At 69.8% G+C, this 24,191-nt stretch carries 16 protein-coding genes and 1 pseudogene; 10 read left to right on the forward strand and 7 right to left on the reverse strand.

The window, feature by feature from the left end:
• Nucleotides 1-19: 19 nt before the first annotated feature.
• A complete protein-coding gene (locus AB0O93_RS00865) occupies nucleotides 20-1,936 on the forward strand; it encodes a beta-L-arabinofuranosidase domain-containing protein (RefSeq protein WP_363339622.1) in 1,917 nt (638 codons plus the stop codon).
• Between the two features lie 15 nt (nucleotides 1,937-1,951).
• Here the strand turns inward: AB0O93_RS00865 and AB0O93_RS00870 are convergent, their stop codons facing one another.
• On the reverse strand, nucleotides 1,952-3,862 hold the full coding sequence (locus AB0O93_RS00870) for an alpha-amylase family protein (RefSeq protein ID WP_363339624.1): 1,911 nt from the start codon (nucleotides 3,860-3,862) through the stop codon (nucleotides 1,952-1,954).
• A 21-nt stretch (nucleotides 3,863-3,883) separates the two neighbouring features.
• The gene (locus tag AB0O93_RS00875; protein ID WP_363339626.1) at nucleotides 3,884-5,110 is read right to left on the reverse strand and encodes an ROK family protein; all 1,227 of its coding nucleotides are present in this window, start codon (nucleotides 5,108-5,110) and stop codon (nucleotides 3,884-3,886) included.
• 140 nt (nucleotides 5,111-5,250) lie between these two features.
• On the opposite strand from AB0O93_RS00875, the gene AB0O93_RS00880 reads away from it, so the two are divergent.
• From AB0O93_RS00880 to AB0O93_RS00900, 5 genes are all read left to right on the forward strand, one after another.
• Nucleotides 5,251-6,495, forward strand: a complete 1,245-nt coding sequence (locus tag AB0O93_RS00880; RefSeq protein ID WP_363340958.1) for an extracellular solute-binding protein — start codon at nucleotides 5,251-5,253, stop codon at nucleotides 6,493-6,495.
• 32 nt (nucleotides 6,496-6,527) lie between these two features.
• Nucleotides 6,528-7,454, forward strand: coding sequence for a sugar ABC transporter permease (locus AB0O93_RS00885; RefSeq protein ID WP_363339629.1), 927 nt, complete (start codon nucleotides 6,528-6,530; stop codon nucleotides 7,452-7,454).
• Between the two features lie 8 nt (nucleotides 7,455-7,462).
• The gene (locus AB0O93_RS00890) at nucleotides 7,463-8,371 is read left to right on the forward strand and encodes a carbohydrate ABC transporter permease (RefSeq protein WP_363340960.1); all 909 of its coding nucleotides are present in this window, start codon (nucleotides 7,463-7,465) and stop codon (nucleotides 8,369-8,371) included.
• Between the two features lie 86 nt (nucleotides 8,372-8,457).
• Nucleotides 8,458-10,143, forward strand: coding sequence for a glycoside hydrolase family 13 protein (locus tag AB0O93_RS00895; protein ID WP_363339631.1), 1,686 nt, complete (start codon nucleotides 8,458-8,460; stop codon nucleotides 10,141-10,143).
• 67 nt (nucleotides 10,144-10,210) lie between these two features.
• Entirely contained in the window at nucleotides 10,211-11,710 is a 1,500-nt protein-coding gene (locus AB0O93_RS00900) for an L-serine ammonia-lyase, iron-sulfur-dependent, subunit alpha (protein ID WP_363339634.1), read from the forward strand.
• 102 nt (nucleotides 11,711-11,812) lie between these two features.
• On the opposite strand, the gene AB0O93_RS00905 is transcribed toward AB0O93_RS00900, so the two are convergent.
• A complete protein-coding gene (locus AB0O93_RS00905; protein ID WP_363339636.1) occupies nucleotides 11,813-12,799 on the reverse strand; it encodes a hypothetical protein in 987 nt (328 codons plus the stop codon).
• Nucleotides 12,800-13,125: 326 nt separating this feature from the next.
• Here AB0O93_RS00905 and AB0O93_RS00910 point away from each other — a divergent pair, with 326 nt between their 5' ends.
• The gene (locus AB0O93_RS00910) at nucleotides 13,126-13,581 is read left to right on the forward strand and encodes an Hsp20/alpha crystallin family protein (RefSeq protein WP_363339638.1); all 456 of its coding nucleotides are present in this window, start codon (nucleotides 13,126-13,128) and stop codon (nucleotides 13,579-13,581) included.
• A 70-nt stretch (nucleotides 13,582-13,651) separates the two neighbouring features.
• On the opposite strand, the gene AB0O93_RS00915 is transcribed toward AB0O93_RS00910, so the two are convergent.
• Nucleotides 13,652-14,089 (reverse strand): MarR family transcriptional regulator, encoded by a 438-nt coding sequence (locus AB0O93_RS00915; RefSeq protein WP_363339640.1) that lies wholly within the window; start codon nucleotides 14,087-14,089, stop codon nucleotides 13,652-13,654.
• A 45-nt stretch (nucleotides 14,090-14,134) separates the two neighbouring features.
• On the opposite strand from AB0O93_RS00915, the gene AB0O93_RS00920 reads away from it, so the two are divergent.
• Nucleotides 14,135-15,985: a DUF2207 domain-containing protein gene (locus tag AB0O93_RS00920; protein ID WP_363339642.1), complete on the forward strand. Its 1,851-nt coding sequence runs from the start codon at nucleotides 14,135-14,137 to the stop codon at nucleotides 15,983-15,985.
• A gap of 321 nt (nucleotides 15,986-16,306) precedes the next feature.
• The gene (locus AB0O93_RS00925; RefSeq protein ID WP_363339644.1) at nucleotides 16,307-19,801 is read left to right on the forward strand and encodes an alpha-L-fucosidase; all 3,495 of its coding nucleotides are present in this window, start codon (nucleotides 16,307-16,309) and stop codon (nucleotides 19,799-19,801) included.
• 58 nt (nucleotides 19,802-19,859) lie between these two features.
• Here the strand turns inward: AB0O93_RS00925 and AB0O93_RS00930 are convergent, their stop codons facing one another.
• The gene (locus AB0O93_RS00930; RefSeq protein WP_363340962.1) at nucleotides 19,860-20,741 is read right to left on the reverse strand and encodes an SDR family oxidoreductase; all 882 of its coding nucleotides are present in this window, start codon (nucleotides 20,739-20,741) and stop codon (nucleotides 19,860-19,862) included.
• A gap of 116 nt (nucleotides 20,742-20,857) precedes the next feature.
• Nucleotides 20,858-22,243 carry a DUF222 domain-containing protein gene (locus tag AB0O93_RS00935; protein WP_363339646.1) on the reverse strand — a complete coding sequence of 462 codons (1,386 nt, stop codon included), beginning with the start codon at nucleotides 22,241-22,243 and terminating at the stop codon, nucleotides 20,858-20,860.
• 151 nt (nucleotides 22,244-22,394) lie between these two features.
• Here AB0O93_RS00935 and AB0O93_RS00940 point away from each other — a divergent pair.
• Nucleotides 22,395-23,867 (forward strand): annotated as a pseudogene (locus tag AB0O93_RS00940) (glycoside hydrolase family 15 protein); the annotation flags it as partial.
• A gap of 62 nt (nucleotides 23,868-23,929) precedes the next feature.
• On the opposite strand, the gene AB0O93_RS00945 reads toward AB0O93_RS00940, so the two are convergent.
• Complete coding sequence (locus AB0O93_RS00945) at nucleotides 23,930-24,070, reverse strand: Vmc-like lipoprotein signal peptide domain-containing protein (RefSeq protein ID WP_363340964.1); 141 nt, start codon at nucleotides 24,068-24,070, stop codon at nucleotides 23,930-23,932.
• Between the last annotated feature and the right edge of the window lie 121 nt (nucleotides 24,071-24,191).

A 24,191-nucleotide genomic window follows, 5' to 3' on the forward strand; every position in this document is an offset into this window, starting at 1 on the left:
GAAGAGCGAGTCTGCCACCATGGCGGGTGTGTTCCCCTCTCCGCGCCCGTTGCCACGCGTCCCGCTGTCGTCCGTGGAACTCAGCGGCTGGATGCGCGCCGGCGCACGGGCAGCCCTCGACGGATACGTGGGTCAGCTCCCTCGGTTGGTCCCCGAGGTAGGCGGGGACGTCTTCGTGTCAGGGCGCCTCGGGCGCGGCGCGGAGGCGGCCAACGCGGAGCAGGTGGCCTGGTGGAACGGGGAGAGCGAGGGCAACTGGCTGTCGGCGTGGCTCGCCCATGTCCTGCTCGTCGGCACGGACGCCGAGCGCCGGGATGCCGCGGAACGGGTGCGGCGGATCGTCGGATCCCAAGACGACGACGGCTACCTCGGGATGTTCACGCGCGAGGTGCGCACGTCTCACGGCTTCGTCGCCGGCGATCTCTGGACGCGGACCTGCCTCCTGCGTGCGCTGCGCACCTGGGCCGATGCGACCGGTGACAGCGAGGTCCACGCGGCGATCGACCGGGCGGTCTCCGCGATCGCCCGACAGCTGGAGCGGCAGGTCGCCGACGGCTCGGCGTTCGCGCACGTCCGTGGGACCGGGCACGACCTGATGGTCGTGGATCTGCTCGCGGACGCGTTCGTGCGCTCCGGCGACGTGCGTCACCGAGTCCTGGCCGCCGAGGTGTACGAGGCCTACTCGCGCGGGGAGCTCGATGCGCCCTTCGGGGACCATCAACGCGCGCGGCTCGAATCGGACGAGCCCTTCTCCGGCCACGGCGCGCATGTCGCCGAGCACGCCCGTGTGCCCTTGCTGATCTCGGTGATGCAGTCCGACAGGGCGGACGCGGATCCGTGGCGAGCCCTCTTCGATCGCAGTGCGCGCAAGCTCGCTCCTGCGCTCGGTGCGTCGGGGGGCCTGCGTTCCGATGAGACCCTCGGCGCCCCGGGCCGGGAGCCGGTCCACCTCGCGGAGGCGGGCGAGGAGATGTGCGCACTCACCGAGCTCGCCGCGACCGCGGTGGTCGCCGCGGATGCGACCGGTGATCCGGCATGGCTCGATCGCGTCGAGGCGGTCTTCCTCAACGCGCATCCCGCCGGCGTCCGACCGGACGGCACTGCCGTCGCATATCTCCATGCCGAGAACCAGGATGCCGCGTCCCGCGCGCAGGGCACCCGCTGGGACTACTCGCCCACCCACGACGACGCGGCCGTGTGCTGCGCCCCCAACGCCGGCCGGATGATCGAGATCGTCGCGACGCGATCCGTGATTCCGCTTCCCGACGGAGTGCGCGTGGATCTTTACGGCCCGCTCTCTGTGCGTGTGCCGGGGCCGCGCGGAGAGGTGCGGGTGACGCAGCGCACCGACTTCCCCTTCGCGGAGGAGGTCGATCTGCTCGTCGAGGCCGAGCCGGGGCCGCTGGTCATCGAGCTCCGGGTTCCGGGATGGTGCGCAGAGCCCGGTGTGGACGTCGACGGGGATGACGATGTCGCACTCGCCCGCACGGGGGCGTATCTCCGTATCAGCGGGAGGTGGGCGGGGACTGCGCGGGTGCGCCTTCGCCTGCCGCATCGCGTCCGACTGATCGAGACCCGGGACGGTCGCGCGGCCGTGGCCGCCGGTCCGCTTGTCTTCGCGCAGGAGATCCCGCATCGTGACACGTCGACGAGGACCTACGCGGGCAGCACCCTGGCGGATCTGGATGTGACCTCGGCGGAGGATTCGTCGCGCCGGGGTCCGGTTCTCCGCGCATCGAATGTCCGTGACGCACGGGTGGTCCGGATGCCCGCGCGACGCGACTACGCCCAGCCGGGTGTGGTCGTCCGCATCGACGTGATGGATCCGTCGCCCCGGGCGAAGGGGACCACCGGCGCGGAGGATCGACGCATCGACCTCGTACCGATCGGCGCGACGACGCTCCGCCGGACGGTCTTCCCGCTCATTCGGGACTGACGCGCCCCGCCCCGCTCAGGCGTGGGCGGGGATCACCCGCAGCCACACGAAGCCGTGCGGCGGGAGGGCGAGGCCCTGGGTGAGGTCGCGCATCTCCAGACTGATGAGGTCCCATGCCTCCGGGAGGAATCCGCCGAGGGTCACCGGATCGACGAGGACGAGGTCGTCGCCGACGTTGGCGAGCACCAGCACGACCGATGCCCCCTCGTCCTCGCCGCTGCGCTGGAATCCCAGTACCGAGGGCAGATGCGCGTCGAAGCCCACCAGGGCGTTGCCGGCGAGCTCGGGCGTGGCGGCGCGCACCCGCACCAGCTCGGACATCCGCGCGAAGACCGTGCCCGCGATCGTGGTCGGGTCCGCGCTCTCGGCGTAGCGGTCGGCCGGGTAGGCCGGACGGTTCACCCACCGGCTGTCGTCGGCCGTCGCGGGATCGTCGCGGAATCCGTAGTCGTTGAGCTGGGCGACCTCGTCGCCGAGGTACAGCAGCGGGATCCCGCCCGTCGACATCGCGATCGCGTGCGCGAGGATGACGCGGTCGATCCCGCCGGCGTCTCCGGCTTCGATCCCGGCGAGGGAGGCGGTCGTGCCGGTCACGCGCGCATCGCCGGTCTTGGGGTTCTCCTGGAACGGCACCCCGCGCGCGAACGTGCCCGGGAAGCGCCCGACGTAGAAGTCGTTCAGGAACCGGCGGTGGCCGAAGCCGTCGATGCCGAGCTCCGCGGCGTCCTCATCGGCGAAGGTCCAGCCGATGTCGTCGTGACTGCGGACGTAGTTGACCCACGCGGTCCCGTCGGGCAGGGCGTGGCGCCGCTCCAGCGCCTGCTGCAGGAGGCGGGCGTCCCGGGTCGCCAGAGCCTCCCACGTGAGCGCCATCTGCAGCGGGTTGTAGGAGATCTGGCATTCTCCGGGGGAGATGTACTGGATCACCTCGTCGGGGTGGACGATCGCTTCGGACTTGAACAGCAGGCTCGGAGCCGCCATCCGGAGCACCTCGTTGAACGCCTGGAGGAGCAGGTGCGCCTCGGGGAGCGACTCGCACGTGGTGCCGAGCTGCTTCCAGATGAAGGCGACGGCGTCCATCCGGAGGATCTCGACGCCGCGGTTGGCGAGGAAGAGCATCTCGCCCGCCATCGCGCGGAAGACGGCCGGGTTGGCATAGTTCAGATCCCACTGGAAGTGGTAGAACGTCGCCCAGATCCACCGGCCGTCGTCCAGCTGCACGAACGCGCCGGGGTGGTCGTCGGGGAAGATCTCGCGGACGGTCTGCTCGTACGCGTCCGGCATCTCCCGGTCGGGGAAGATCAGGTAGAAGTCCTCGTACCCGGGTTCGCCCGCGATCGCCTTCCGCGCCCACTCGTGCTCGTTGGACGTGTGGTTGAAGATGAAGTCGACCACGAGGGAGATCCCCGCGAGCCGCAGTTCGGCGGCCAGCTCGGTGAGCTCGGCCATCGAGCCGAGGGCCGGGTTCACGCGCCGGTAGCTCGACACCGCGTACCCGCCGTCGCTGTTGCCCTCGGGGCTCTCGAACAGCGGCATCAGGTGCAGGTAGGTCAGCCCCAGCTCCTGGAAGTAGGGGATCTTCTCGCGAATGCCGGCGAGTGACCCCGCGTACCGGTCGACGTAGCAGACGCCGCCGAGCATGCGTTCGGACTGGAACCACTCCGGATCCTCTTCGCGCCGTTCGTCCAGGGCCTTGAGTTCGAGTGGGCGGGCGCTCCAGGAGGCGGCCGCCTCCGCGACCACGGCGCTCAGCTGCTCCTGCGCGTCGAGGCGCTCGCCGTACAGGCGGCGGAACAGCCCGTGGAGGGTCGGGAAATGCGCGTCGAAGCGTCGACGGAACGCGGGATCCAGAGTGCCGGCGAGGTCTTCCGCCGCAGCGAGGGCGGCGGTGCGGTCGACGGCGACGTCGGGGGCGAGGTGGGTCATGGTTCTCCTGTCGCCGCGATGCTAGCGCGACGGTGCGGTCAGGGGGGTGGAGGCGAAGGCGAGCAGATGGGTGCGGGCGGATTCCGTGGCCGCGGCGACGGCGCCGGCGGCCACCACCTCCGCACCGAGCGGGGAGGCGACGAGGTCCGGTGCGGGGAGGTGCATCTCGTCCTGGATCATCGTCCGCGCGGGCGCGAGTGCCGACTCGATGCTCTCGGCGACGGCGCCGCAGAAGATGATGCGCTCGGGATCGAAGAAGCCGCCGAAGACGGACGCGATCCGCGTGATGACCCGCGCAGAGCGGGTGATGATGTCGACGGCGTCCGGGTCGCCCTCCCGCGCCGCGGCGAAGACGGCGGGTGCGGTGAGCTCCGAAGGCGGCAGCCCGGCCAGGCGGCTGCGGGAACCGATGCGCCCCTGCTCCGCGGCCTGGCGGGCCCACGTGGCCACGTGGACGCCGATCCCGTCGACGCTGCCGACGCCCGTGACGTGATCGAAGGGGATGAGCTCGCCGGCACCGCCGTGGGCACCGCGGAGGAGGTGGCCGTCGATCACGACGCCGGATCCGAGGCGGTCGCCGGCGAGGATCGCGACGAAGTTCCGGCACCCGATCGCCGCGCCGTGGACGCTCTCGGCGACGGCGGCGAGGGAGGCGTCGTTCTCCACGCGCACGAGCGGTGCCCACGGTGCCGCGGTGTCGGCGAGATCGGGATTCATCCGATACCAGAAGTCGTTGTGCCGCGCGGGCGAGCGTCCGGACCCGTCGACGGGTGCGGGCACGCCCACGCACACCGCCACGACGTGCTCGCGGGCGATCCCGGCGTCGGCCAGAGCTTCGTCGATGACGGCGGCCACGACCTCCTGCCGCCGGACCGGATCGTCGAGGTCGGTGGTGAGCTCCCGCGACACGCGCGTGAGCGGGCGCCCGCGCAGATCGGCCACGGTGGCGATGACGTGCGTCCTGCCGGCATCCACGCCGACGACGGATGCCGCGTCCGGTCGGAACGCGAACCGACGCGCCGGGCGTCCCTTGCGGTAGTCGCCGCCGACGCGGGCGTTGGGGAGCTCTTCGACCACGCCGTAGCGGATGAGTTCGTCGATGGCCTCGATCGTCGTCGAGCGGGTGAGCCCGACGCGGGGCATCACGTCGTTGCTCGTGAACGTCGCGTCGTCCCACACGGCGGCGAGGACGGTCTCAACGGAGGCGCGGGCCGCGCGCGGGACCCCTGTCGCATCGATGTCGGACATGCCCTTGACCTCCCCGTCCTTCTCCTGCATTATTGTCCACGTCACATTGATTCGGGTAAAAAATATAATATCCGCATCAACACGGCCCTCGGAAGGACAACGACGTGCTCGACCGATCCCACTCACCCCTGCGCACCCGGATGCGGCGCACCGCGGCGTCCGTGCTCGCGACCGCGATCGCCGGCGTGCTGCTCGCCGGCTGCGCCGGAGCCTCCGGCCCGGAGGTCGTGCGGTTCCACCTCAGCAAGCCCGAGGCGATCCCGTACTTCCGCGACCTCATCCGCGAGTACAACGCCTCCCAGGACGACGTCGAGGTGATCCTCGACAGCTCCAGCAACCTGCAGGCCGGCTTCCTCCGCGGCAACCCGCCGGACCTCGGGCTGCTGAACTACAACATGGAGATGGCGCGCTTCATGGAGCGCGGTGCGCTGAGCGACCTCTCCGACATGCCGGAGGCGCAGCGCATCCGCCCCGAGGTGCAGGACCTCGTCGACCAGTACGCGACCTATCCCGGGCGCACCAGCGTCCTGCCGTACTCGGTGATGGCGGCATCCGTCATCTACAACAAGGAGATCTTCGCCGAGCAGGGCCTGGAGGTCCCGCAGACGTGGGACGAGTTCATCGCCGTGTGCGACGCCCTCACCGAGGCCGGGATCACCCCGATCTACGGCACCTTCAAAGACCCGTGGACGGTCGCGCAGGGATCCTTCGACTACACCGTCGGCGGCACCGTCGACGTCGCGGAGTTCTATGACGCGCTGAACGCCGAGGGTACGGACGTCGGTCCCGACTCGGAGGTGTCGTTCCAGAAGACCCTCCTCGATCCCGTCGAGCGGATGACCCTCCTCGCGGACGAGTACACCAATGCGGATGCCGCCAGCCGGGGTTACGGCGACGGAAACCTCGCGTTCGCTCAGGGTCAGGCGGCGATGTACTTCCAGGGCCCGTGGGCCTTCGGCGAGATCGCCAAGACCTCGCCGGACCTGGAGCTCGGGACCTTCCCGCTCCCGATGACCGACGACCCCGACGACCTCGAGGTGCGCGTCAACATCGACCTCGCGGCATGGATCCCGGAGGCCTCGCGCAACCAGGAGGGGGCACGGGAGTTCCTCGCTTACCTCTTCCAGCCCGAGGTGATGGACGCCTACAACGCCGCGCAACTCGGATACGGCACGACGGTGGACGCCGCGCCCGTGACCGATCCCCGCATCCTCGGCATGAAGGAGTACTTCGACGAGGCCCGGTTCTACCAGGGCGCCTCGAAGGCGATCCCGCTGACGATCCCCGCCGAGAACTACCTCCAGGGCATCGTCCTCGGTGCGAATCCCGAATCCACGCTCGCGACCATGGACGCCGACTGGGCGCGCCTGGCCCTCCGGCAGTAGACGGCCTCACCAGACGAAGGAGTCGACACCTCATGGCCACCACCACAGCCACCGTCACGGCGCCACCCGCGGGCCGCGCCGCCGCTGTCCCCCGCCGATCCCGGCGCCGGGTCGAGCCGATCTACTACCTGTTCCTGCTGCCGAGCCTGATCATCTTCACGCTGGCGATCACCCTGCCGGCGATCATCGGGATCCTCTTCAGCTTCACCAACTCCATCGGGTTCGGGGAGTGGGAGTTCATCGGACTGATCAACTACATCGCCCTCTTCTCCGACCCCGCGGTGCTGCAGAGCTACCTGTTCACGTTCGGATTCGCCGCCGTGACCGTCCTCGTGGTCAACGTGGTCGCCTTCCTCCTCGCGGTGGGGCTCACGGCGAAGATCCGGCTGAAGACGGGGCTGCGCACCGTGTTCGTCATCCCGATGGTCGTCTCGGGCATCATCATCGCCTACGTCTTCAACTTCCTCTTCTCGACCTCGGTGCCCTCCGCCGGCCAGGCGCTCGGCATCCCGTGGCTGAGCGAGAGCATCCTCGCCAACGCCGACCTGGCCTGGCTGGCGATCGTGCTCGTCACCGCGTGGCAGGCGATCCCCGGAACGCTGCTGATCTACATCGCCGGTCTCCTCTCCATCCCCGGCGACGTCTACGAAGCCGCCGACATCGACGGAGCCTCCAAGCGTCAGCAGCTCCTGCGGATCACGCTGCCGCTCGTGGCCGGCTATGTCGTGATCAACGTCATCCTCGGCTTCAAGAACTTCCTCAACGCCTACGACATCATCGTGGGCCTCACCAACGGCGGACCGGGCACGGCGACCCGTTCGATCGCCATGACGATCGTCACCGGATTCACCGGCGGCGACTACGCCTACCAGATGGCCAATGCGGCCTTCTTCTTCGTCATCATCATCGTCATCTCCCTGGTGCAGCTGCGCATCGCCCGCGGAAGGAACGCCCTCTGATGTCCGTCATGCAACCCGCCCTCGTCGCCGAAGACGTCGACGCCACCCGGGTCCTCGAGGGCGACAGTCCTCGCCGGCCCCGTCGGAGCGGGGGTCGCGACCGCGGCAGCTGGCCGCTCACGATCGTCCTGATCCTCTGCGCCATCACCGTCATCATCCCGCTCTACGTCACCGTCTCGATGGCGTTCAAGACGCAGGGGCAGGCGGTGGACGGCAACGCCTTCGCGCTGCCCGCGCCGTTCAGCCTCGACGGGTTCATCACCGCTTGGACGCTGACGAATTTCCCCGCGGCCTTCACCGTCTCGGTGCTCGTCACCGCCTTCACCGTCGCCGGCACGATCATCCTCGCCGCGTGGGCCTCCTTCGCCATCTCGCGCAACTGGGACAAGCGCCTGTTCCGGTGGTCGTTCTTCTACCTGCTCGCGGCGATGTTCATCCCGTTCCCGGTGCTGGCGCTCCCGCAGATCCAGCTGACGGGGCTTGCGGGGCTCGACAACCCGGTGGGGGTCACGATCCTCCACATCATGTTCCAGCTGAGCTTCAGCATCCTGCTGTTCACGGCGTTCCTGCGCTCGATCCCGGCCGAGCTCGAGGAGGCCGCCCGCATCGACGGCGCCTCGACGTGGCAGACGTTCTGGCGCCTGACCTTCCCGCTGCTCGCTCCGATGAGCGCGACGGTCGGCATCTTCGCCTTCCTCGCCTCCTGGAATGACTTCATGATGCCGTCGCTGATCATCTCGGACCCGGCGATCCAGACGCTGCCGGTGGTCCAGAGCATCTTCCAGACCCAGTTCAGCAACAACTACAACGTCTCGTTCGCCTCGTACCTGATGGCGATGGCGCCCGCGATCATCGTCTACCTCTTCACCCAGCGCTGGGTGATGGAGGGCGTCACCCAGGGGGCGGTCAAGGGCTGACCGGCCCGCCCATCCCCGTACCGCCCCGCGCAACCCGCGCCCCGCTCGAACCGCTCACCTCGCTCGAAAGAAAGGCATCCTCCCCTGTGAACACGCTCGCCCCCGCGCACCCCCGCATCGCCGCCGACGAGACCGAGACCTGGTGGCGCCAGGCCGTGGTCTACCAGGTCTACCCGCGCAGCTTCGCCGACGCGGACGGCGACGGCATCGGCGACCTGCCGGGTCTGATCTCCCGCGCCGACCACCTGGCCGAGCTCGGCATCGATGCGGTGTGGCTGAGCCCGTTCTACCCCTCGGCGCTCGCCGACGGCGGCTACGACGTCGCCGACTACCGCGACGTGGACCCGCGGCTGGGCACCCTCGAGGACTTCGACGAGATGGTCGACGCGCTCCACGCCCGCGGCATCCGGGTGATCGTCGACATCGTGCCGAACCACAGCTCCGACCAGCACGAGTGGTTCCAGGAGGCGCTCGCCGCCGGGCGCGGGTCTGCCGCCCGCGAGCGGTACATCTTCCGCGAAGGACAGGGGCCGGACGGTGCGGAGCCGCCCACCGACTGGGAGTCGGTGTTCGGGGGGCCGGCGTGGCATCGCGTCGCCGACGGCCAGTGGTACTTCCACAATTTCGCGCCCGAGCAGCCCGACTTCAACTGGGACCACCCCGAGGTGCGCGAGGACTTCCTGCGAACGCTGCGCTTCTGGTCGGATCGGGGCGTCGACGGCTTCCGCGTGGACGTCGCGCACATGCTGACGAAGGATCTCAGCGAGCCGCTCCCCACGCGCGCCGAGCTGGAGGTGCTGCCCTTCGACGGGCATCACCCCCTCATCGACCGCGACGACGTGCAGGAGATCTACGCCGAGTGGCGCGCGGTCTTCAACGAGTACGACCCGCCGCGCACCGCCGTCGCCGAGGCGTGGGTGGATGCCGCGCGCGTGCCGCGCTACGCCAACCCGCAGAGCCTCGGCCAGGCGTTCAACTTCCAGTTGCTGCAGGCCGACTTCGACGCGGGCGAGTTCCGACGGGTCGTCACGCACAACCTCGAGCTCGCCGCGGCATCCGGATCGTCGAGCACCTGGGTGCTGTCGAACCACGACGTCGTCCGCCACGCCACGCGCTACGGGCTGCCGCCGCTCGGCGAGGAGCACCGCGGGCGCGGAGCCGAGAAGCACGGGTCGGCGTGGCTGCGGCGCGGGGGAGACGACGCCGAGGTCGATCGCGCCGGAGGGCTGAGGCGCGCGACCGCGGCGACGCTGTTCCTGCTGGGGCTGCCCGGTTCGACCTACCTGTACCAGGGCGAGGAGTTGGGTCTTCACGAGGTCGGCGACATCCCGGCTGCCGACCGTCAGGACCCCACGTTCTTCCGGACGCAGGGTGAAGAGATCGGCCGCGACGGATGCCGCGTCCCCCTGCCGTGGTCGGCCGAGGGGTCGTCCTTCGGGTTCGGCGACGGGTCCGCGCACCTGCCGCAGCCGGCGTGGTTCGCCGACGTGGCGGCGGATCGCCAGGCCGAGGACGAGGGCTCCACCCTCGCGCTCTACCGCCGGGCGCTGCGCCTGCGGCGGGAGCTCCAGGATGCCGAAGACCTGCGGTGGATCGACACCGGTCGCGACGATGTGCTGCGCATCGCGCGTCCCGGTGGGTGGGAGATCGTCACGGTCTTCGGGTCGGAGCCGTACGACCTCGGCGACACCGGGCGCATCGTGCTCGCGAGTGCCGCGCCCGAGGGGCGACGCGCCGCGGGGGAGAGCACCGTCTGGCTCCTCGCCGACTGAGGACGGCTGTGCGGGGTCCCGCCCGCTGGGGGGCGCGGATTTCCGGGACCCCGCATAGCCTGGAGCGATGAGCGCCTACATCTCGGCGTTCGAGCTGTTCTCCATCGGTGTAGGACCCTCGAGCTCCCATACGGTCGGTCCGTTGCGGGCGGCCGCCGACTTCGTCTCGCGGCTCGATGGCGCCGGGGCGCTCTACCGCGTGGATCGCGTCACATGCGAGCTCTTCGGATCGCTCGGGGCGACCGGCATCGGCCACGGCACCCCCGACGCGGTCGTGGCGGGGCTGCAGGGGCACGTGCCCGAGACCGTCGACCCCGCGCTCGTGCGCGGAGCCTGGACCACGTGGCCGGACGGCGCGGAGCTGTCGCTCGGCGGGCGGCGCGGCATCCGCTTCTCCAAGGACGATGTCGTCCTCTCGCCCCGCACCCGGCTGCCCGGGCACCCCAACGCCATGACGCTGCGGGCGACGGATGCCGGCGGCGCGGTCGTCGGCGATGAGACGTATTACTCCGTCGGCGGCGGGTTCATCCGGCGCGACGGGGAGCCGCCCGCGGTGCGCGCGGTGCAGTTCCCCCTCGATTTCGCCAGCGCCGAAGAGCTGCTGGCGGTGTGCGACGAGCGCGGGATCAGCATCGCCGAGGCCGCACGGCTCAACGAACAGGCGCTGCGCGGCGAGGAGGAGCTCGCCGAAGGCCTCGACGCGATCTGGGCGGCGATGTCGTCGTGCGTCGAGGCGGGACTCCGCGCGGACGGGGTGCTCCCGGGGATGCTCCGGGTCCGCCGGCGGGCGGCGGCGATCCGCGCGCAGCTGGAGGAGGCCGAAGCCGGCGGATATCGCGAGCTGCCGGGGGAGTGGCTCGGTGCGTTCGCGCTCGCCGTGAATGAGGAGAATGCGGCCGGTGGGCGGGTCGTGACGGCGCCGACCAACGGGGCTGCCGGGATCCTCCCCGCGGTGGCGATGTACTGGTGGCGCTTCCTCGCCGACTCGGGGCTCGGGGCGGGGAACGCCGTGACGCCCTACGGGGAGCTCGTCGGCAGCGCGCTCCTCGGGTTCGGTGCGCACGCCGGCGGCCGGTCGGGGGAGGGGGAGCTCGCGGACGAGGATGCCGTGGCCGACGCGAACCGGCGGCGCGGCATCCGTCGGTTCCTGCTGACCGCGACGGCGCTCGGATCGCTCTTCAAGGCGAACGCGTCGATCTCGGGCGCCGAAGGCGGGTGTCAGGCCGAGGTCGGGTCGGCGTGCGCGATGGCGGCGGGCGGGCTGACGGCGGTCATGGGCGGGACGAATCGTCAGATCGAGAATGCGGCCGAGATCGCGATGGAGCACCACCTCGGGCTCACGTGCGATCCGGTCGGCGGGCTGGTGCAGATCCCGTGCATCGAGCGGAACGCCATCGCGGCCTCGACGGCGGTGACCGCCGCGCGGCTGGCACTCCGCGGCGACGGGAGCCACTACGTCTCGCTGGACGCCGTCGTGGAGACCATGCGGCAGACCGGCATCGACATGTCGACGAAGTACAAGGAGACGAGCGAGGGCGGTCTCGCGGTCAACGTCATCGAGTGCTGAGCGTGCGCGGCGCGTACATCTGGCGCGTCGATGCCTGTTCGTGTGGCGCTCGTGGCCCTCTCCGCGCGCTCGACGCGGCCACGACCGCCACCTGAACGCACCTCATCGCGGGCGCGTGCCGTCCCAGCCCCGACGCCGCAGGACGTCGTCCACGATGGCGACCGCGGTGCGGCGGTGGCGGACGTGCCGCGCGGTGAGGCGGACCACCTCCCAGCCCAGCGCCGCGTACGCCGCGTACTTCTCGATGTCGCGATCCCACTGTGCTCGATCCACCCGGTGGTGATCGCCCTCGATCTCGACGATCGTCCGGAAGTCGGGGTAGACGAACTCGCTGATCCCGACGAGGCGTCCCCGGTGATCACGGACGTCGACGTCGAGATCGGCATCCGGAAGGCCGGCGGCGGTCGCATCGAGACGGTAATCGGTCTCGAGCGGTGATGCGCTGCCCTCCCGGATGAGTGCGAGCGCGGTGCGGAGCTTTCGCGCGCCGATGCGCCGGCCGGCCGCCAGGGCGGCACCGAGGTCGTCGATCGTCGCGAGCCGCGCGTGCGGCATCCGGTGTCCGGAGAGGTCGCGCGGGACGCGCACGAACGCATCGCCGACGATGATGAGCTCCCGGACGTCGAGTTCGGCGCCCAGCATCGCCCACGTCGAGGGCGGGTCGGTCACGCGCAGGTGATCGACCGTCGCGGTGCGGGCGAGGTCGCGGGAGACCTTCACGCCGCGGATGCCGCGCCGGCGCGGTGCCCGCATCGGGTCGGGGACGGCGACGACGAGGTCGGGACCGGGATCGACGGGAGCCCCGAGCAGGACGGCCGCGGTCCGCCCCGCGAACACCGCGTGCGCCGGCATGATCTCGGCGTACGCGCTCGCGAGGCGACGGGTGCGCTCGCGGACCTCGCGCTGTCGCGCGAGCGGGTCGATTCCGGATGCCGGGGCCTCCGCATCCGGGACGGTGCGCACGCCGCGGAACGGCGCGGCGAGGTCCTTCGCCCGAAGCCGCTTCGGCGAGACGCCGGCGGCGCGGGCGTCACCGCAGGAGAAGGCGGGGCCGAGACCGTCGGGGAGGGGGCGTGGTGCGACGGGCATCGCCTCACCCTGCCGCGCGGCTCCCGCCCCGCGGCACGACGCAGCGCCACCCGTGGATGGCGCGCTCCACCCCGCCTCCGCGCCCTCCCTGGGGAGGAGGGTCGAGCGGCGGTCCCCCCCCCGCCTCCGAGTGGCAGTCGTGGCCCCTTCGCCCGGCGCGAGGGGGCGACACGCGCCACGTGAACGCATCCTTCCGCCGGCGTGTTCGCCGACGGCGAACGGCGGCGAGGTCGCGCGAATCTGGCACTCGACACCGGAGAGTGCTAATCTCGTCGTAGTTGAGTCGAGTTGACTCAACTCTTGAATTCACTCGAGAGGAGAACACCATGGCCACGTACGACCCCTTCCGTGACCTCGACCGCCTCGCCACGAGCCTCTTCGACACGCGCCGCGGCCCGCGCCGCATGCCGATGGACCTCTACCGCGACGGCGACCACTACGTCCTGACCGCCGACCTCCCCGGTATCGACCCCGGTTCGGTCGACGTCGACGTCGACGGCCAGCTGCTCACGATCCGCGCCGAGCGCACGCTGCCCTCCGGCGACGGCGTGAAGTGGATCACGCGCGAGCGCGAGGCGGCGAGCTTCCTGCGCCAGCTGAACCTCGGCCAGGGAATCGACACCGAGCGCATCTCGGCGAACTACAGCAACGGTGTCCTGAGCGTCACGATCCCCGTGAGCGAGAAGGCCAAGCCCCGGAAGATCGAGGTGATGGCCGACGGCACGAGCCCCGTCATCCAGGCGCACGAGAACGCCGACGGTCCGCAGCCCGTCGAGCAGTGATCGCTTCCCCGACTCCGTGAGAGGAGCCCGTCCGCATCCCGCGGGCGGGCTCCTTCGGCGTTCGGGGGTGTCAGGCCGACGCGGGCCGGCGGCGGAGCTTCGCCGTCAGGTCACGCAGCTGGGCGAGCTCGGCGTCGTCGAGGTGGGACATCCGTTCCGCGATCGCCTTCCCGTGCGCGGAGGCGACGCGGCGGAAGACCGCGGCTCCGGCATCCGTCGCGGTGACGAGTGAGCCGCGTCGGTCGCCGGGATCGGCGCACTTCGTCAGCAGTCCGCGCGAGACCATGCGGTCGACGAGCCGCGAGACGCTCGGCTGGCTGATGAGCATGTTGGCCGTCACGTCGCGGAGGCGGGCGGTCATCTCCGGCCCGCGGGTGACGGTGAGGAGCACGTCGTACTCGGCCTGGCCGAGCTCGTCGTCGAAGTCGCTGCTGATCTCGTGGAACACCTCGTGCTGCGCCCGGAAGAGGCTTTCCCAGGCGTCGATGGCGAGGCGGCGATCAGTCATGCAGACCAGGGTACGACCGAGAAGGCCTCGCCGTAGGCTGGCCGCATGGCGACGCGCAGACTTCGGTCACTTTTCGGTGTTCGAGCGGCGGGGGCGGTCGTGTTCGCCGCGGCCCTCACCGCGGGGACGGGCATGATCGGTGCGGGCGCGGCATCCGCGGAACCGGTGAGTGCGGTGTCGACGGATGTCGACGACTTCACGTTCGACAGCATGGATGTCGACTACTCCATCGGTCGCGGTGAAGACGGCGCGAGCGCCCTGACCGTGGCGGAGACCTTCGTCGCCCGCTTCCCCGAGTACGACCAGAACCGCGGCATGCGGCGGATCGTTCCGGACTCCTACCTCGGCGCCCCGCTGAATCCTCGGCTGATCTCGATCACGGATGCCGAGGGGAACCCCCGCGCGAGCGAGACCGACAGCGACGACGGCGCCTACGCGATGACCTCTCGCGCCGACGACTTCGTGCGCGGCGAGCAGTCCTACGTCTTCACCTACACGCTCGACAACGTCGTGCGCTTCTTCGAGGACACCGGCATGCAGGAGTTCTACTGGGACGTCAATGGCGTCGACTGGGCGCAGCCGTTCGGGGAGGTGTCCGCGACCCTGCGGGTGCCTGCGGAGCTCGCCGATTCCCTCACCGGCGATCAGGCCTGCTACGTCGGAACCCAGGGGTCGACGCAGACGTGCGATATCTCGGTGCAGCCGGGGCAGCTCGGCGCGGTGCTCATCGAGGCCTCCGCGCGGGATCTGGCGCCCTACGAGACGATGACGATCGCCGTCGGTTTCGCCCCCGAGACCTTCACCCCGTTCGACGGCAACTACGCCGCCTCGCCGCTCGGGTGGCTGCAGGCGGCGTTCGGCGCGCTGGGCCTCGGGGCGCTGGGATGGGCGATCGCTGTGCGGCGCCGACACCTCCGCGACGCGCCGGGTCGACCAACGGTCATCGCCGAGTACGCGCCGCCGCCGAACATCGACGCACTGGAGAGCGCGGTCCTGCTCGGCAAGACCGCGAAGGCGATCCCGGCCGAGGTGCTCGAACAGGCCGTCGTCGGCAGCATCCGCATCGAGGAAGCCGGGAGGAAGATGTTCGGCGGGGTGAAGCTGAAGGCGGTGCTGATCGATCCGTCGCGGGCGGACGGCGACGGACGGATGCTGCTCGACGGGCTCTTCCCGCAGCCGGTCCCGGGTGCGGAGTACGAGTTCGGCTCCACCGACACACGGTTCTCGACGGCGGCGCGGAAGATCCTCAGCCTCGCCGACAAGGAACTCACGACGCGAGGGCTTCGCCAGCCGGTTCCCGCCGGTAAGCGGGCGTGGCCGATGGTCCTGTCGATCATCGCGGCGATCGGCGCGACGTTGTTCGGCGTGCTCGCGCTCGACGCCTACCTGACCCCGGCGGTGACCGTGCCCGTCCTCATCGGGTCGTTCCTTCTGGTGTTCCTCGTCGCCGGGCTCATCTCGCGTCGGCCCCTGACGTCGGTCGGGGCCGAGACGCGCGATCACCTCGCGGGGCTGAAGACGTTCATCGAGTGGGCCGAGGCGGACCGGATCCGGATGCTGCAATCACCTCGGGGGGCGGAGCGTCGCGCGGTGGACGCCGCCGGGGGCGCGATCGATCCGGAGAACCCCGCGCAGATGCTCGTGCTGTACGAGAAGCTCCTCCCCTACGCGGTGGTGTTCGGCCAGGAGAAGGAGTGGGCTGATCGGCTGGCCGTCCTCTACGACCGGACGGGCACGCCCGGCTGGTATGTCGGGACGACCGGGTTCAACGCCGCCGCGTTCTCGTCGGGGATCTCGAGTCTCTCCGCGACCGCCAGTGCATCCACGTCGGGAGGCTCGAGCGGTGGCGGGTCAGCCGGTGGCGGAGGCGGCGGCGGTGGTGGGGGCGGCGTCTGACGCCCGGCACCGGCCCCGGAGCCAGGGCAAGAGTAAGGGCCGGTCGGAGAGGCGTCCGACCGGCCCTTTTCCCTGCACCAAGAGTGTCCTGCAATCACATGTCGGCAGCTGCCACAGCAAAACAACTACCGTTCCTGAACTATATAACGGTGAGATAACGGTGGCAAGGGGTCTCGTTATCTTTTTGTGATCTCGGGCGTCCGAGACGCCGACGAGAGGACAGGCGTCCGGCTCGCCCGCCCTTCCCAGGGCTTCGAAAACTGGCTACGTTAACGCTAACAATTTCGAAGGCCACGGCGGCCTCCAACGAAAGGGTTCTCGATGAAGAGATCTCGACGACGGCCGGCTCTGGTCGCCGCGGCATGTGCTCTGGCTCTTTCCGGGTCGGTGGTCACTGCCGCCCCGGTCGCGGCGGAGCCGCTTGCGGAGGGGCTGCTGGCGCACTACGAGTTCGATCAGACGACGGGTACGGCGGTGGCCGATGTCAGCGGAAACGCCCAGGCGGCCACCGTGGCGGGTGAGCCGGAGTGGACCGGGGCCTCCCTGCGGCTCTCCGGTGTGGGCGACAACGGGAACATCGTGCGCCTGCCGGACGGACTCCTCGCCGGGCGCACCGCGGCGACGGTCAGCGTCGAAGTCAAGGCGACGGCATCCACTCTGGCGCGCGACAACTTCCTCTGGAATGTGGGCGGCACGAGCACCGGCTCCGCGGGAACGGGCAGCTGGTTCGTCGCCCCGCGCGCGAACCTGCGCACGGCCATCACCCCGACGAACTGGTCGGGTGAACAGAGCGCGGGATGGGGACGGACGCTCACGCCGAACGCATGGCACAACGTGACCGCGACCATCCAGGAGCAGGTCAACGGGACCTCCACGATGAGGCTGTTCGTCGACGGTGCGGAAGTGGCCATGCGGCAGAACGTGACCACCGGTCTGGGAGACCTGACCGATCACATGAACACCGTTCTCGGTGGTGCCGCGTACGCCGACAGCCTCGGCTTCGCGGGAGAGTTCGCCGAAGCACGGGTATATGAGCGCGCGCTCGATGCGTCCGAGGTCGCAGAACTCTCCGACATCGATGCCCAGTCCACCAGCGCTTCGCTCACGTCCAGCCTGGACCTCGGCGACACCTCCGCAGTCACGGGACACATCGTGCTGCCGGCTTTCGCCACGTGGTCGTCCAGCGACGAGGGCGTCGTCAGCTCGACGGGCCGTGTCATCCGCCCCGCGGTCGGGGAGAGTCCTGAGACGGTGACGCTTGCCGCGTCCGTCGATGTCCGGGGGAGCGTGACCGAGCGCGAGTTCGAGGTCACGGTGCTGCCCCAGGCGGAAGGGGACGAGCCCGAGGGGCCGTACGAGGCGTCATGGGAGTCGCTCGCCGCGCACGACGCATCCCCCGAATGGTTCCGCGACGCGAAGTTCGGCGTCTACTGGCACTGGGGTGCGTTCACGACGCCGCAGCATGGCTCGGAGTGGTACGGGCGATACGTCTACGGGCAGCATCCGGTACGCGACTTCCACACGCGGACATACGGGGCGCCCGAAGTCTGGGGCTACGAGAACTTCATCGACGGAGCGCCGAATCTCGCGGGCGACATGGTGCAGTTCGATCCCGTGCTCGCCTCCGAGGGTGGCGATTTCGACCCGTCCGCGTGGCTGGACGCGGTCGAAGCCTCCGGCGCCCGATTCGCCGGTCCTGTCGCCGAGCATCACGACGGCTTTTCGATGTGGGACAGCGAGGTCAATGAGTGGAACTCGGTCGATCGCGGACCCCAACTCGACCTGCTGAAGATCTTCGCCGATGAGGTGCGGGAGCGGGATCTCAAGCTCGTCGTCGCCATGCACCAGGCGTTCAACACCAACGGGTTCTTCAAGGACGCGCCGCGGCAGACCGATCCCAGTTTGCAGAAGCTCTATGGGCAACTGCCCAAGGAGGAGTCGGATCAGCTCTGGTTCGACAAGCAGCGAGAGGTCATCGACCACGTTCAGCCCGACATCATCTGGAACGACTTCGGCCTCGACTCTCCCGGGTGGTGCGTCGGAGGCAGTGATATCTGCGCGATCGACGAGGAGCAGCGTCTGAAGTTCCTCGCCTACTACTTCAACCGCGCCGAGGAGTGGGGGACGGAGGTCGTCACCACCTACAAGCACTTCGACTCGGGTTTCCGCGACGATTCCGCGGTGGCGGACTGGGAGCGCGGTGGACCTGCGGACATCTCGAGACCGTACTGGCTCACCGACGACGCGATCAGCGCCTCCAGCTGGAGCTACACCGACGGCATCGGGTACTACAGCTCGAAGCAGATGGTGCATTCCCTCATCGACCGGGTCAGCAAGAACGGCAACATGCTCCTGAACATCTCGCCGACGGCGGCGGGGGTCCTCCCGGCGCAGCAGGAGGCGGTCCTGCGTGCGATCGGGGAGTACCTGGACCGCTACGGCGAGTCGATCTACGACACCCGCGCCTGGGACGTCTATGGCGAGGGACCGAACACCGCCGGTGGCGGATCGTTCACGGCTCCGCTCTCGGGTGACGGGCGCGACATCCGGTTCACGCGCGACAAGAGCGAATCCACTCTTTACGCCACGATGCTCGGATGGCCCGGCGAGACGGTGTCCATCGCCAGCCTCGGCGCGGACACCGTCGACCTCGCCGGGCTCGAGTCGATCGAGCTCATCGGCGCCGGTGACGGCGACGAGGTCATCAGCCTCACCGACTATGCGCAGGACAGCGAGGCACTGACGGTCGAGCTTCCCGCCCGCCCGGCCGAGTCGCTCGCCTACGTCCTCAAGCTGCGATTCGCCGACCACATCCCGACGCCCCAGCTCGTCACGGGCGTTTCGGTCTTCTCCTCGACCGACGCCACAGGTAACGGCGCGGCCGTCGGCGAGGGCGCTTTCGACGCGGTCTATCTGGACGAGGCCGGAGTCTCGGCGTCGGAGATCCGTTCCTTGCGAGTGTCGCCGGACACGACTGTCCGGGTGTACGGGTCAGCGGATCTCACGGGCGAATCCCGCTCCTTCGGCCCCGGAGTCCACGCCGTCACCGCCGGCTCGGTCGGCTCGATCAGCACCGCTGTCGATCGGTCCGGCGCGCATGTGATCACCAGCGTGGTGAACGGCTTCGCCCTCGACGTGGAGGGGGAGCCGGTGGCCGGTGCGCGAGTGAGCCAGCGACCGGTAGCGGACGGGGAATCCGGTCAGATCTTCGAGCTGAGGCAGGCGGCGGAGACCTCGGACGGCGTGTTCTATCAGGTCATCCACCGCGACAGTGGCCTTGCCATCGACGGGATGGGGCGGGGCAGCGGGACGTTCGTCGAGCTGCAGACACCGGCGGACGTGCTCAGTCAGCAGTTCCGGCTCGTCGCCGGCGCGGAGGGCGGGTACACCCTGGTCAACCGGGCAGTGGATCTTGCTCTCGACAGCGGTGGGGTGGTTCCGTCCGGGTCGTTCCTCAAGCAGTGGAACCGTGATGGCAGCCCCAACCTGTCATTCCGGCTGTTGCGGGTCGAGGAGCCCGCTCCCGAATTCGATGTGGATGTGACCGCGTCGACGCGCTGTCTCGCGGGGAAAGTGCTGCTTGCCGTCACCGTGAGGAATACCGGCGACAGCCCTTACGGCGTCGAGATCCGCACGTCGTTCGGGAAGAAGACGGTGACGTCGCTGGCTCCGGACAAGGCGACATCGGTGGCGTTCACGACCCGTGCGGCGAGTGCGTCGGGCGGCGACGTCGACGTGACCGTGCGCGGCATTCTCGACGGTCAGGAGAGGGAGTCGGAGGTGTCGGTCCCGTTCGCGCCGCATAGTTGCGGCTGATCACCCGACGGGGGCGCAGGGAGGTCGGATCCTCTCTGCGCCCCCGTCGGTGCGTACGTCAGTGGGTCGGCATGCCGCCCGTGACGGCGATGGTCTCGCCGATGACGTAGCTGGATTCCTGCGAGGCGAGGAAGACGAACGCCGGAGCGAGTTCCACCGGCTGTCCGGCACGACCGATCGGGGTCTGCGAACCGAATTCCTCGATCTTCTCGTTCGGCACGAACGCGGGCTGCAGCGGCGTCCAGATGGGGCCGGGGGCGACGCCGTTCACGCGGATGCCGCGCTCGATGAGCTGCTGGGCCATGGCGCGGGTCCAATTGGCGATACCGGCCTTCGACACCGCGTACTCGGCGAGCGAGGGGGAGGGGACGAAGCCCTGGATGCTCGAGGTCGTGATGATGGACGCGCCCGGCTTCAGGTGGGGCGAGGCCGCCTTGGTGAGCCAGAACAGCGGGTAGATGTTGGCCTGGACGACGTGGTCCAGCGTCTTCGTCTCGAAGTCGTCGATGCTGTCGACGGTCGGCATGGTGCCGGCGTTGATGACGAGGATGTCGAGGCCGCCGAGGCCCTCGACCGCCTGGGCGACGACCTCGTTGTTGGTCGACTCCTCCTGGAGGTCGCCGGGGAGCAGGACGGCGACGCGGCCTTCCTTCTCGATGAGGGCGGCGACCTCTTCGGCCTGTCCCTGCTCTTCGGGCAGGTAGCTGAGGGCGACGTCGGCGCCCTCGCGCGCGAACGCGATGGCCACGGCGCGGCCGATGCCGGAGTCGGCGCCGGTGACGAGCGCCTTGCGACCCGGGAGGCGGCCGAAGCCGACGTAGGAGGTCTCGCCGTGATCGGGAGCCGGATCCATCTTGTGGATGTCGCCCGGGCCCTTCTGCTGCTGCGGCGGAAAGGGCGGACGCGGGAACTGGGTGGTGGGGTCCTGGGGCGTGTACATGTTCGGCATGCCGGCCACGCTAAGCCCGAGGGCGGATGCCGCCACCCCGGGTTGCGCGGAGCGCCCGCGCGCGCTACGCGCGTGACGGGTCAATGCTGCTCAGGGGTGCGAGGGTGTCAGAAGGGTGCAGGGTCGGGTGGTGGTGCGCCGCCGTTTCCGTCCGGAGGTGGTGCCCCACCTCCGGATGGCATGAATCTCACGAGTGGTGCTGGGGGGTGGTCGATGTAGACCCGCCCGGTCGGTGAGGTCCATTCCAGAACCCCGCCGCCGAGTTGTCGGACACCCCAGGACGTGAATTGCTTCATCGAATGGTGCCTCTGACACAGGTGGCAGAGATTCCGGACGTCCGTGGGGCCGCCTTGGGCCCAGTCGAAGGTGTGGTCGAGCTCACAGCGGACGGCGGGGCGTCGGCATCCGGGGAACCGGCAGTGCCGATCGCGGGCGTTCAAGAATCGCGCCATCGACGCCGTCCGCCGGTACGAGTCGGTGAACAGCACCTGCCCCGACACCGGGTGCACCACCAAGCGCTCCCAGGTCGCGACGGCGCCCGCGAGGGCCCTTGCGGTGGCCGGGTCGATGGGGGCGGATCCGACGAGGTCAGCGGTGGTGGCGTCGTTCGCCGGGTCGTCATCCCGACCGAGCAGCGTGAGGGCGGGGACGACGACCTGCACTTTCGCGCGGATCATGCCGAGGGTGCCGTTGCCGTCTCCGTCGACGGTGGGATCGACCAGAGGTGAGGCGCTCAACAGCATGTCGCAGAGGATGTCCGCCCGGATCTGATCCCGCGTCCGGCAATCCGGCTCACCGGCGTCTTCATCGGCACCTGCGCCGCCGTCGCGGGGTGTGTTGCGGGCGTCGATGACGGAAGAGGCTTGTTCGTTGAGTCGGTCGCTGATTCCCTCTGCCAGAAGCGTCGGGAGAGTCGCGACCAGTTCCGACATGCCGTCCCGCAATGGGGTGACGCTCACCCGACGCTCCTCGCGGGCCTCCTTGTGTCGTTCCGCGAGGGTCCGCGGGTGCAGTTCCTGCGCGAGATGGTCCAGACGGTCCTTCACCCGCCCGACGCTCTGGCCCACACACATCTCCGCGGCCTGAGCGTCGAACTCCGCCCGCGCGTCCCGGGGGAGCACGGTTCCGCACCGGAGCACCGCGGTGGCGTGTCCGCGGGTGATCCGCCCTGCCTCCCACGCCGCCAACGTCGCGGGATAGCACTCGACCCACTCCACCGCCTGAGTGATCTGCGCCTGCATCGACCGGTCGGTCGTGAACGTCACCCCGGCAAGCTCCGCGGCGACGGAACGGTAGACCATCTCCTGCGACCGCACCGACGCCGACTGCCGCCGCGACACCCGCTCCGCGATCGCCCCGGCACGGGCCTGGTTACGGACGTTGCCGACTTCCATGGCGCCGAGGGCCGGGGTCATGGCCTCCGCGTACTGCGCGACCTCATCCAGCTCGGCGAGGTCTTCGTCGCTGAACTCGATTAACCGGCTCGTATTCATGTTCGAAGACTAGCGACAGCCTCCGACATTCAAGACGAAGATCGCACCGATGTGGAAAACTCTCCGAACGGATCCTCAGGCTGCTCGTACCCCTCCCCGTCCGCCTGCGCAAGCCGCCCCGCCCCCTCCCTCCGGTGCCTAGCCTGAGCACGTGGCTCCTGCATCCTCTTCTCATGGCGATCTCCGCGACTACGCGCCCATCGGCGACGGCCGGACGATCGCGTTGATCGGTCGTCGAGGCCAGATCGACTGGCTTCCGCTCCCCAACCTGGATTCGGCGCCGGTGTTCGCGCGCGTCCTCGACGACGCCACCGGGGGCTGCATCGAGCTCGAGCCCATCGGTGAGTACACCGTCCGCCGTCGCTACATCTCGCGCACGAATGTGCTCCAGACCACGTTCACGACGCCGACCGGCCGGGCGCGCGTGGTCGACGCGATGGTGACCGGCGTCGCGGGGCGCCTGCCCTGGGCAGAGCTTGCCCGCCGGATCGAGGGCATCGAGGGCACAGTCGAGTTCCAGTGGGTGGTGCAGCCCGGGTCGCGCCTCCAGACCGCCGCTCCATGGATCGAGCAGCACGCCGGGGCCTCGATCCTCCGCGTCGGCGGGATCTCTCTCGCCGTCGTCGGCAGCGACCACGGACCCGATGCGCCCGACCCGGACGGCCCCCGAGGCCCGCTCCTGCGCGGCCGCTTCACGACGTCCGCCGACTCCCGTCATCTGCTCGTCGTCGTCGCCACCGACGGGGAGCCCCTCCATCTCCCGGACCCGGTGAACGTCGATCGGAGCGTCGACCGCACGATCGACGGCTGGCGCGCGTGGTCGAGGGAGTTCTCCTACGAAGGCCCCTGGGCGGATGCCGTGCAGCGCAGCGCCCTGGCGCTGAAGCTCCTCGTCTACTCACCGACCGGGGCGATCGCCGCCGCGGCGACGACGTCCCTCCCCGAGAATCCGCGCGGGGGGAAGAACTGGGACTACCGCTTCGCGTGGGTGCGGGATCTCGCCTACACCGCGCACGCGCTCGTCCGCTTCGGGCTCCGCGAGGAGACCCACGCTGCGATCTCGTGGCTGCTGCGGACGATTCGCGAGAACGGGCCCGAGCTGCACGTCCTCTATTCGCTGCGCGGCGGGGTCACCGCCGGTGTCGAGAAGTTCGACGTCGACGGGTGGAAGGGCATCGGCCCGGTCGTGTCCGGAAATCCCGCCCGCGATCAGCTGCAGCTCGGTGTTTACGGCGACCTCTTCGCCATCTGCCGCACCTACGTCGACGCCGGCAACATCCTCGACGTCGCCACCGGCCGCATGCTCGCCGACATGGCCGACCGCACGTGCGATCTGTGGCGCAACCCCGACTCGGGCATGTGGGAGCTCCCCGAGATCCGGCACTACACCTCGTCGAAGATGGGGTGCTGGCAGGCTCTCAACGACGCCGCATGGCTCGCTGATCAGGGCGCGATCCCCGGCAACGCCGACCGGTGGCGCGCCGAGCGCGAGCGCATCGCCGAGTGGGTGCACGAGTTCGGCTGGTCGGAGGATGCCCGCAGCTACGTGATGTACCCCGGCTCGTCTGACCTCGACACCTCGGTGCTCCTCCATGCCGAGAGCGGTTTCGACCGCGGGGAACGGATGTCGGCCACCATCGATGCGCTCAGACGCGAGCTCGGCGCCGGCGACAGTCTTCTTTACCGCTACACCGGGATGGATGCCGAGGAGCACACGTTCGTCTCGTCCGCCTTCTGGTGCGCGGGGGCACTCGCCTGCGTCGGCCGGCATGAGGAGGCGATCGCGGCGATGGACGCGCTTGTGGCCGTGGCGAACGACGTCGGCATCTACACCGAGATGATCTCCGCCGAAGACGGCTCCTTCTGGGGGAACATCCCGCAGGCGCTCAGTCACCTCGCGCTCGTCAGCGCCGCGCTGACGATCCGCGAGCTCGTCCCCGAGAAGACG

The sequence above is a fragment of the Microbacterium sp. NPDC077184 genome (assembly GCF_040687055.1).
GTDB lineage: Bacteria > Actinomycetota > Actinomycetes > Actinomycetales > Microbacteriaceae > Microbacterium.

Coding starts and splice junctions, on each gene's coding strand:
- AB0O93_RS00865 (WP_363339622.1), top strand. CDS start 20: ATGGCGGGTGTGTTCCCCTCTCCGCGCCCGTTGCCACGCGTCCCGCTG.
- AB0O93_RS00870 (WP_363339624.1), bottom strand. CDS start 3,862: ATGACCCACCTCGCCCCCGACGTCGCCGTCGACCGCACCGCCGCCCTC.
- AB0O93_RS00875 (WP_363339626.1), bottom strand. CDS start 5,110: ATGTCCGACATCGATGCGACAGGGGTCCCGCGCGCGGCCCGCGCCTCC.
- AB0O93_RS00880 (WP_363340958.1), top strand. CDS start 5,251: ATGCGGCGCACCGCGGCGTCCGTGCTCGCGACCGCGATCGCCGGCGTG.
- AB0O93_RS00885 (WP_363339629.1), top strand. CDS start 6,528: ATGGCCACCACCACAGCCACCGTCACGGCGCCACCCGCGGGCCGCGCC.
- AB0O93_RS00890 (WP_363340960.1), top strand. CDS start 7,463: ATGCAACCCGCCCTCGTCGCCGAAGACGTCGACGCCACCCGGGTCCTC.
- AB0O93_RS00900 (WP_363339634.1), top strand. CDS start 10,211: ATGAGCGCCTACATCTCGGCGTTCGAGCTGTTCTCCATCGGTGTAGGA.
- AB0O93_RS00905 (WP_363339636.1), bottom strand. CDS start 12,799: ATGCCCGTCGCACCACGCCCCCTCCCCGACGGTCTCGGCCCCGCCTTC.
- AB0O93_RS00910 (WP_363339638.1), top strand. CDS start 13,126: ATGGCCACGTACGACCCCTTCCGTGACCTCGACCGCCTCGCCACGAGC.
- AB0O93_RS00915 (WP_363339640.1), bottom strand. CDS start 14,089: ATGACTGATCGCCGCCTCGCCATCGACGCCTGGGAAAGCCTCTTCCGG.
- AB0O93_RS00920 (WP_363339642.1), top strand. CDS start 14,135: ATGGCGACGCGCAGACTTCGGTCACTTTTCGGTGTTCGAGCGGCGGGG.
- AB0O93_RS00925 (WP_363339644.1), top strand. CDS start 16,307: ATGAAGAGATCTCGACGACGGCCGGCTCTGGTCGCCGCGGCATGTGCT.
- AB0O93_RS00930 (WP_363340962.1), bottom strand. CDS start 20,741: ATGTACACGCCCCAGGACCCCACCACCCAGTTCCCGCGTCCGCCCTTT.
- AB0O93_RS00935 (WP_363339646.1), bottom strand. CDS start 22,243: ATGAATACGAGCCGGTTAATCGAGTTCAGCGACGAAGACCTCGCCGAG.
- AB0O93_RS00945 (WP_363340964.1), bottom strand. CDS start 24,070: ATGCCGACGTCGTTCGCCACGGCCACAAGCGCGTCCATCGCCGCGATC.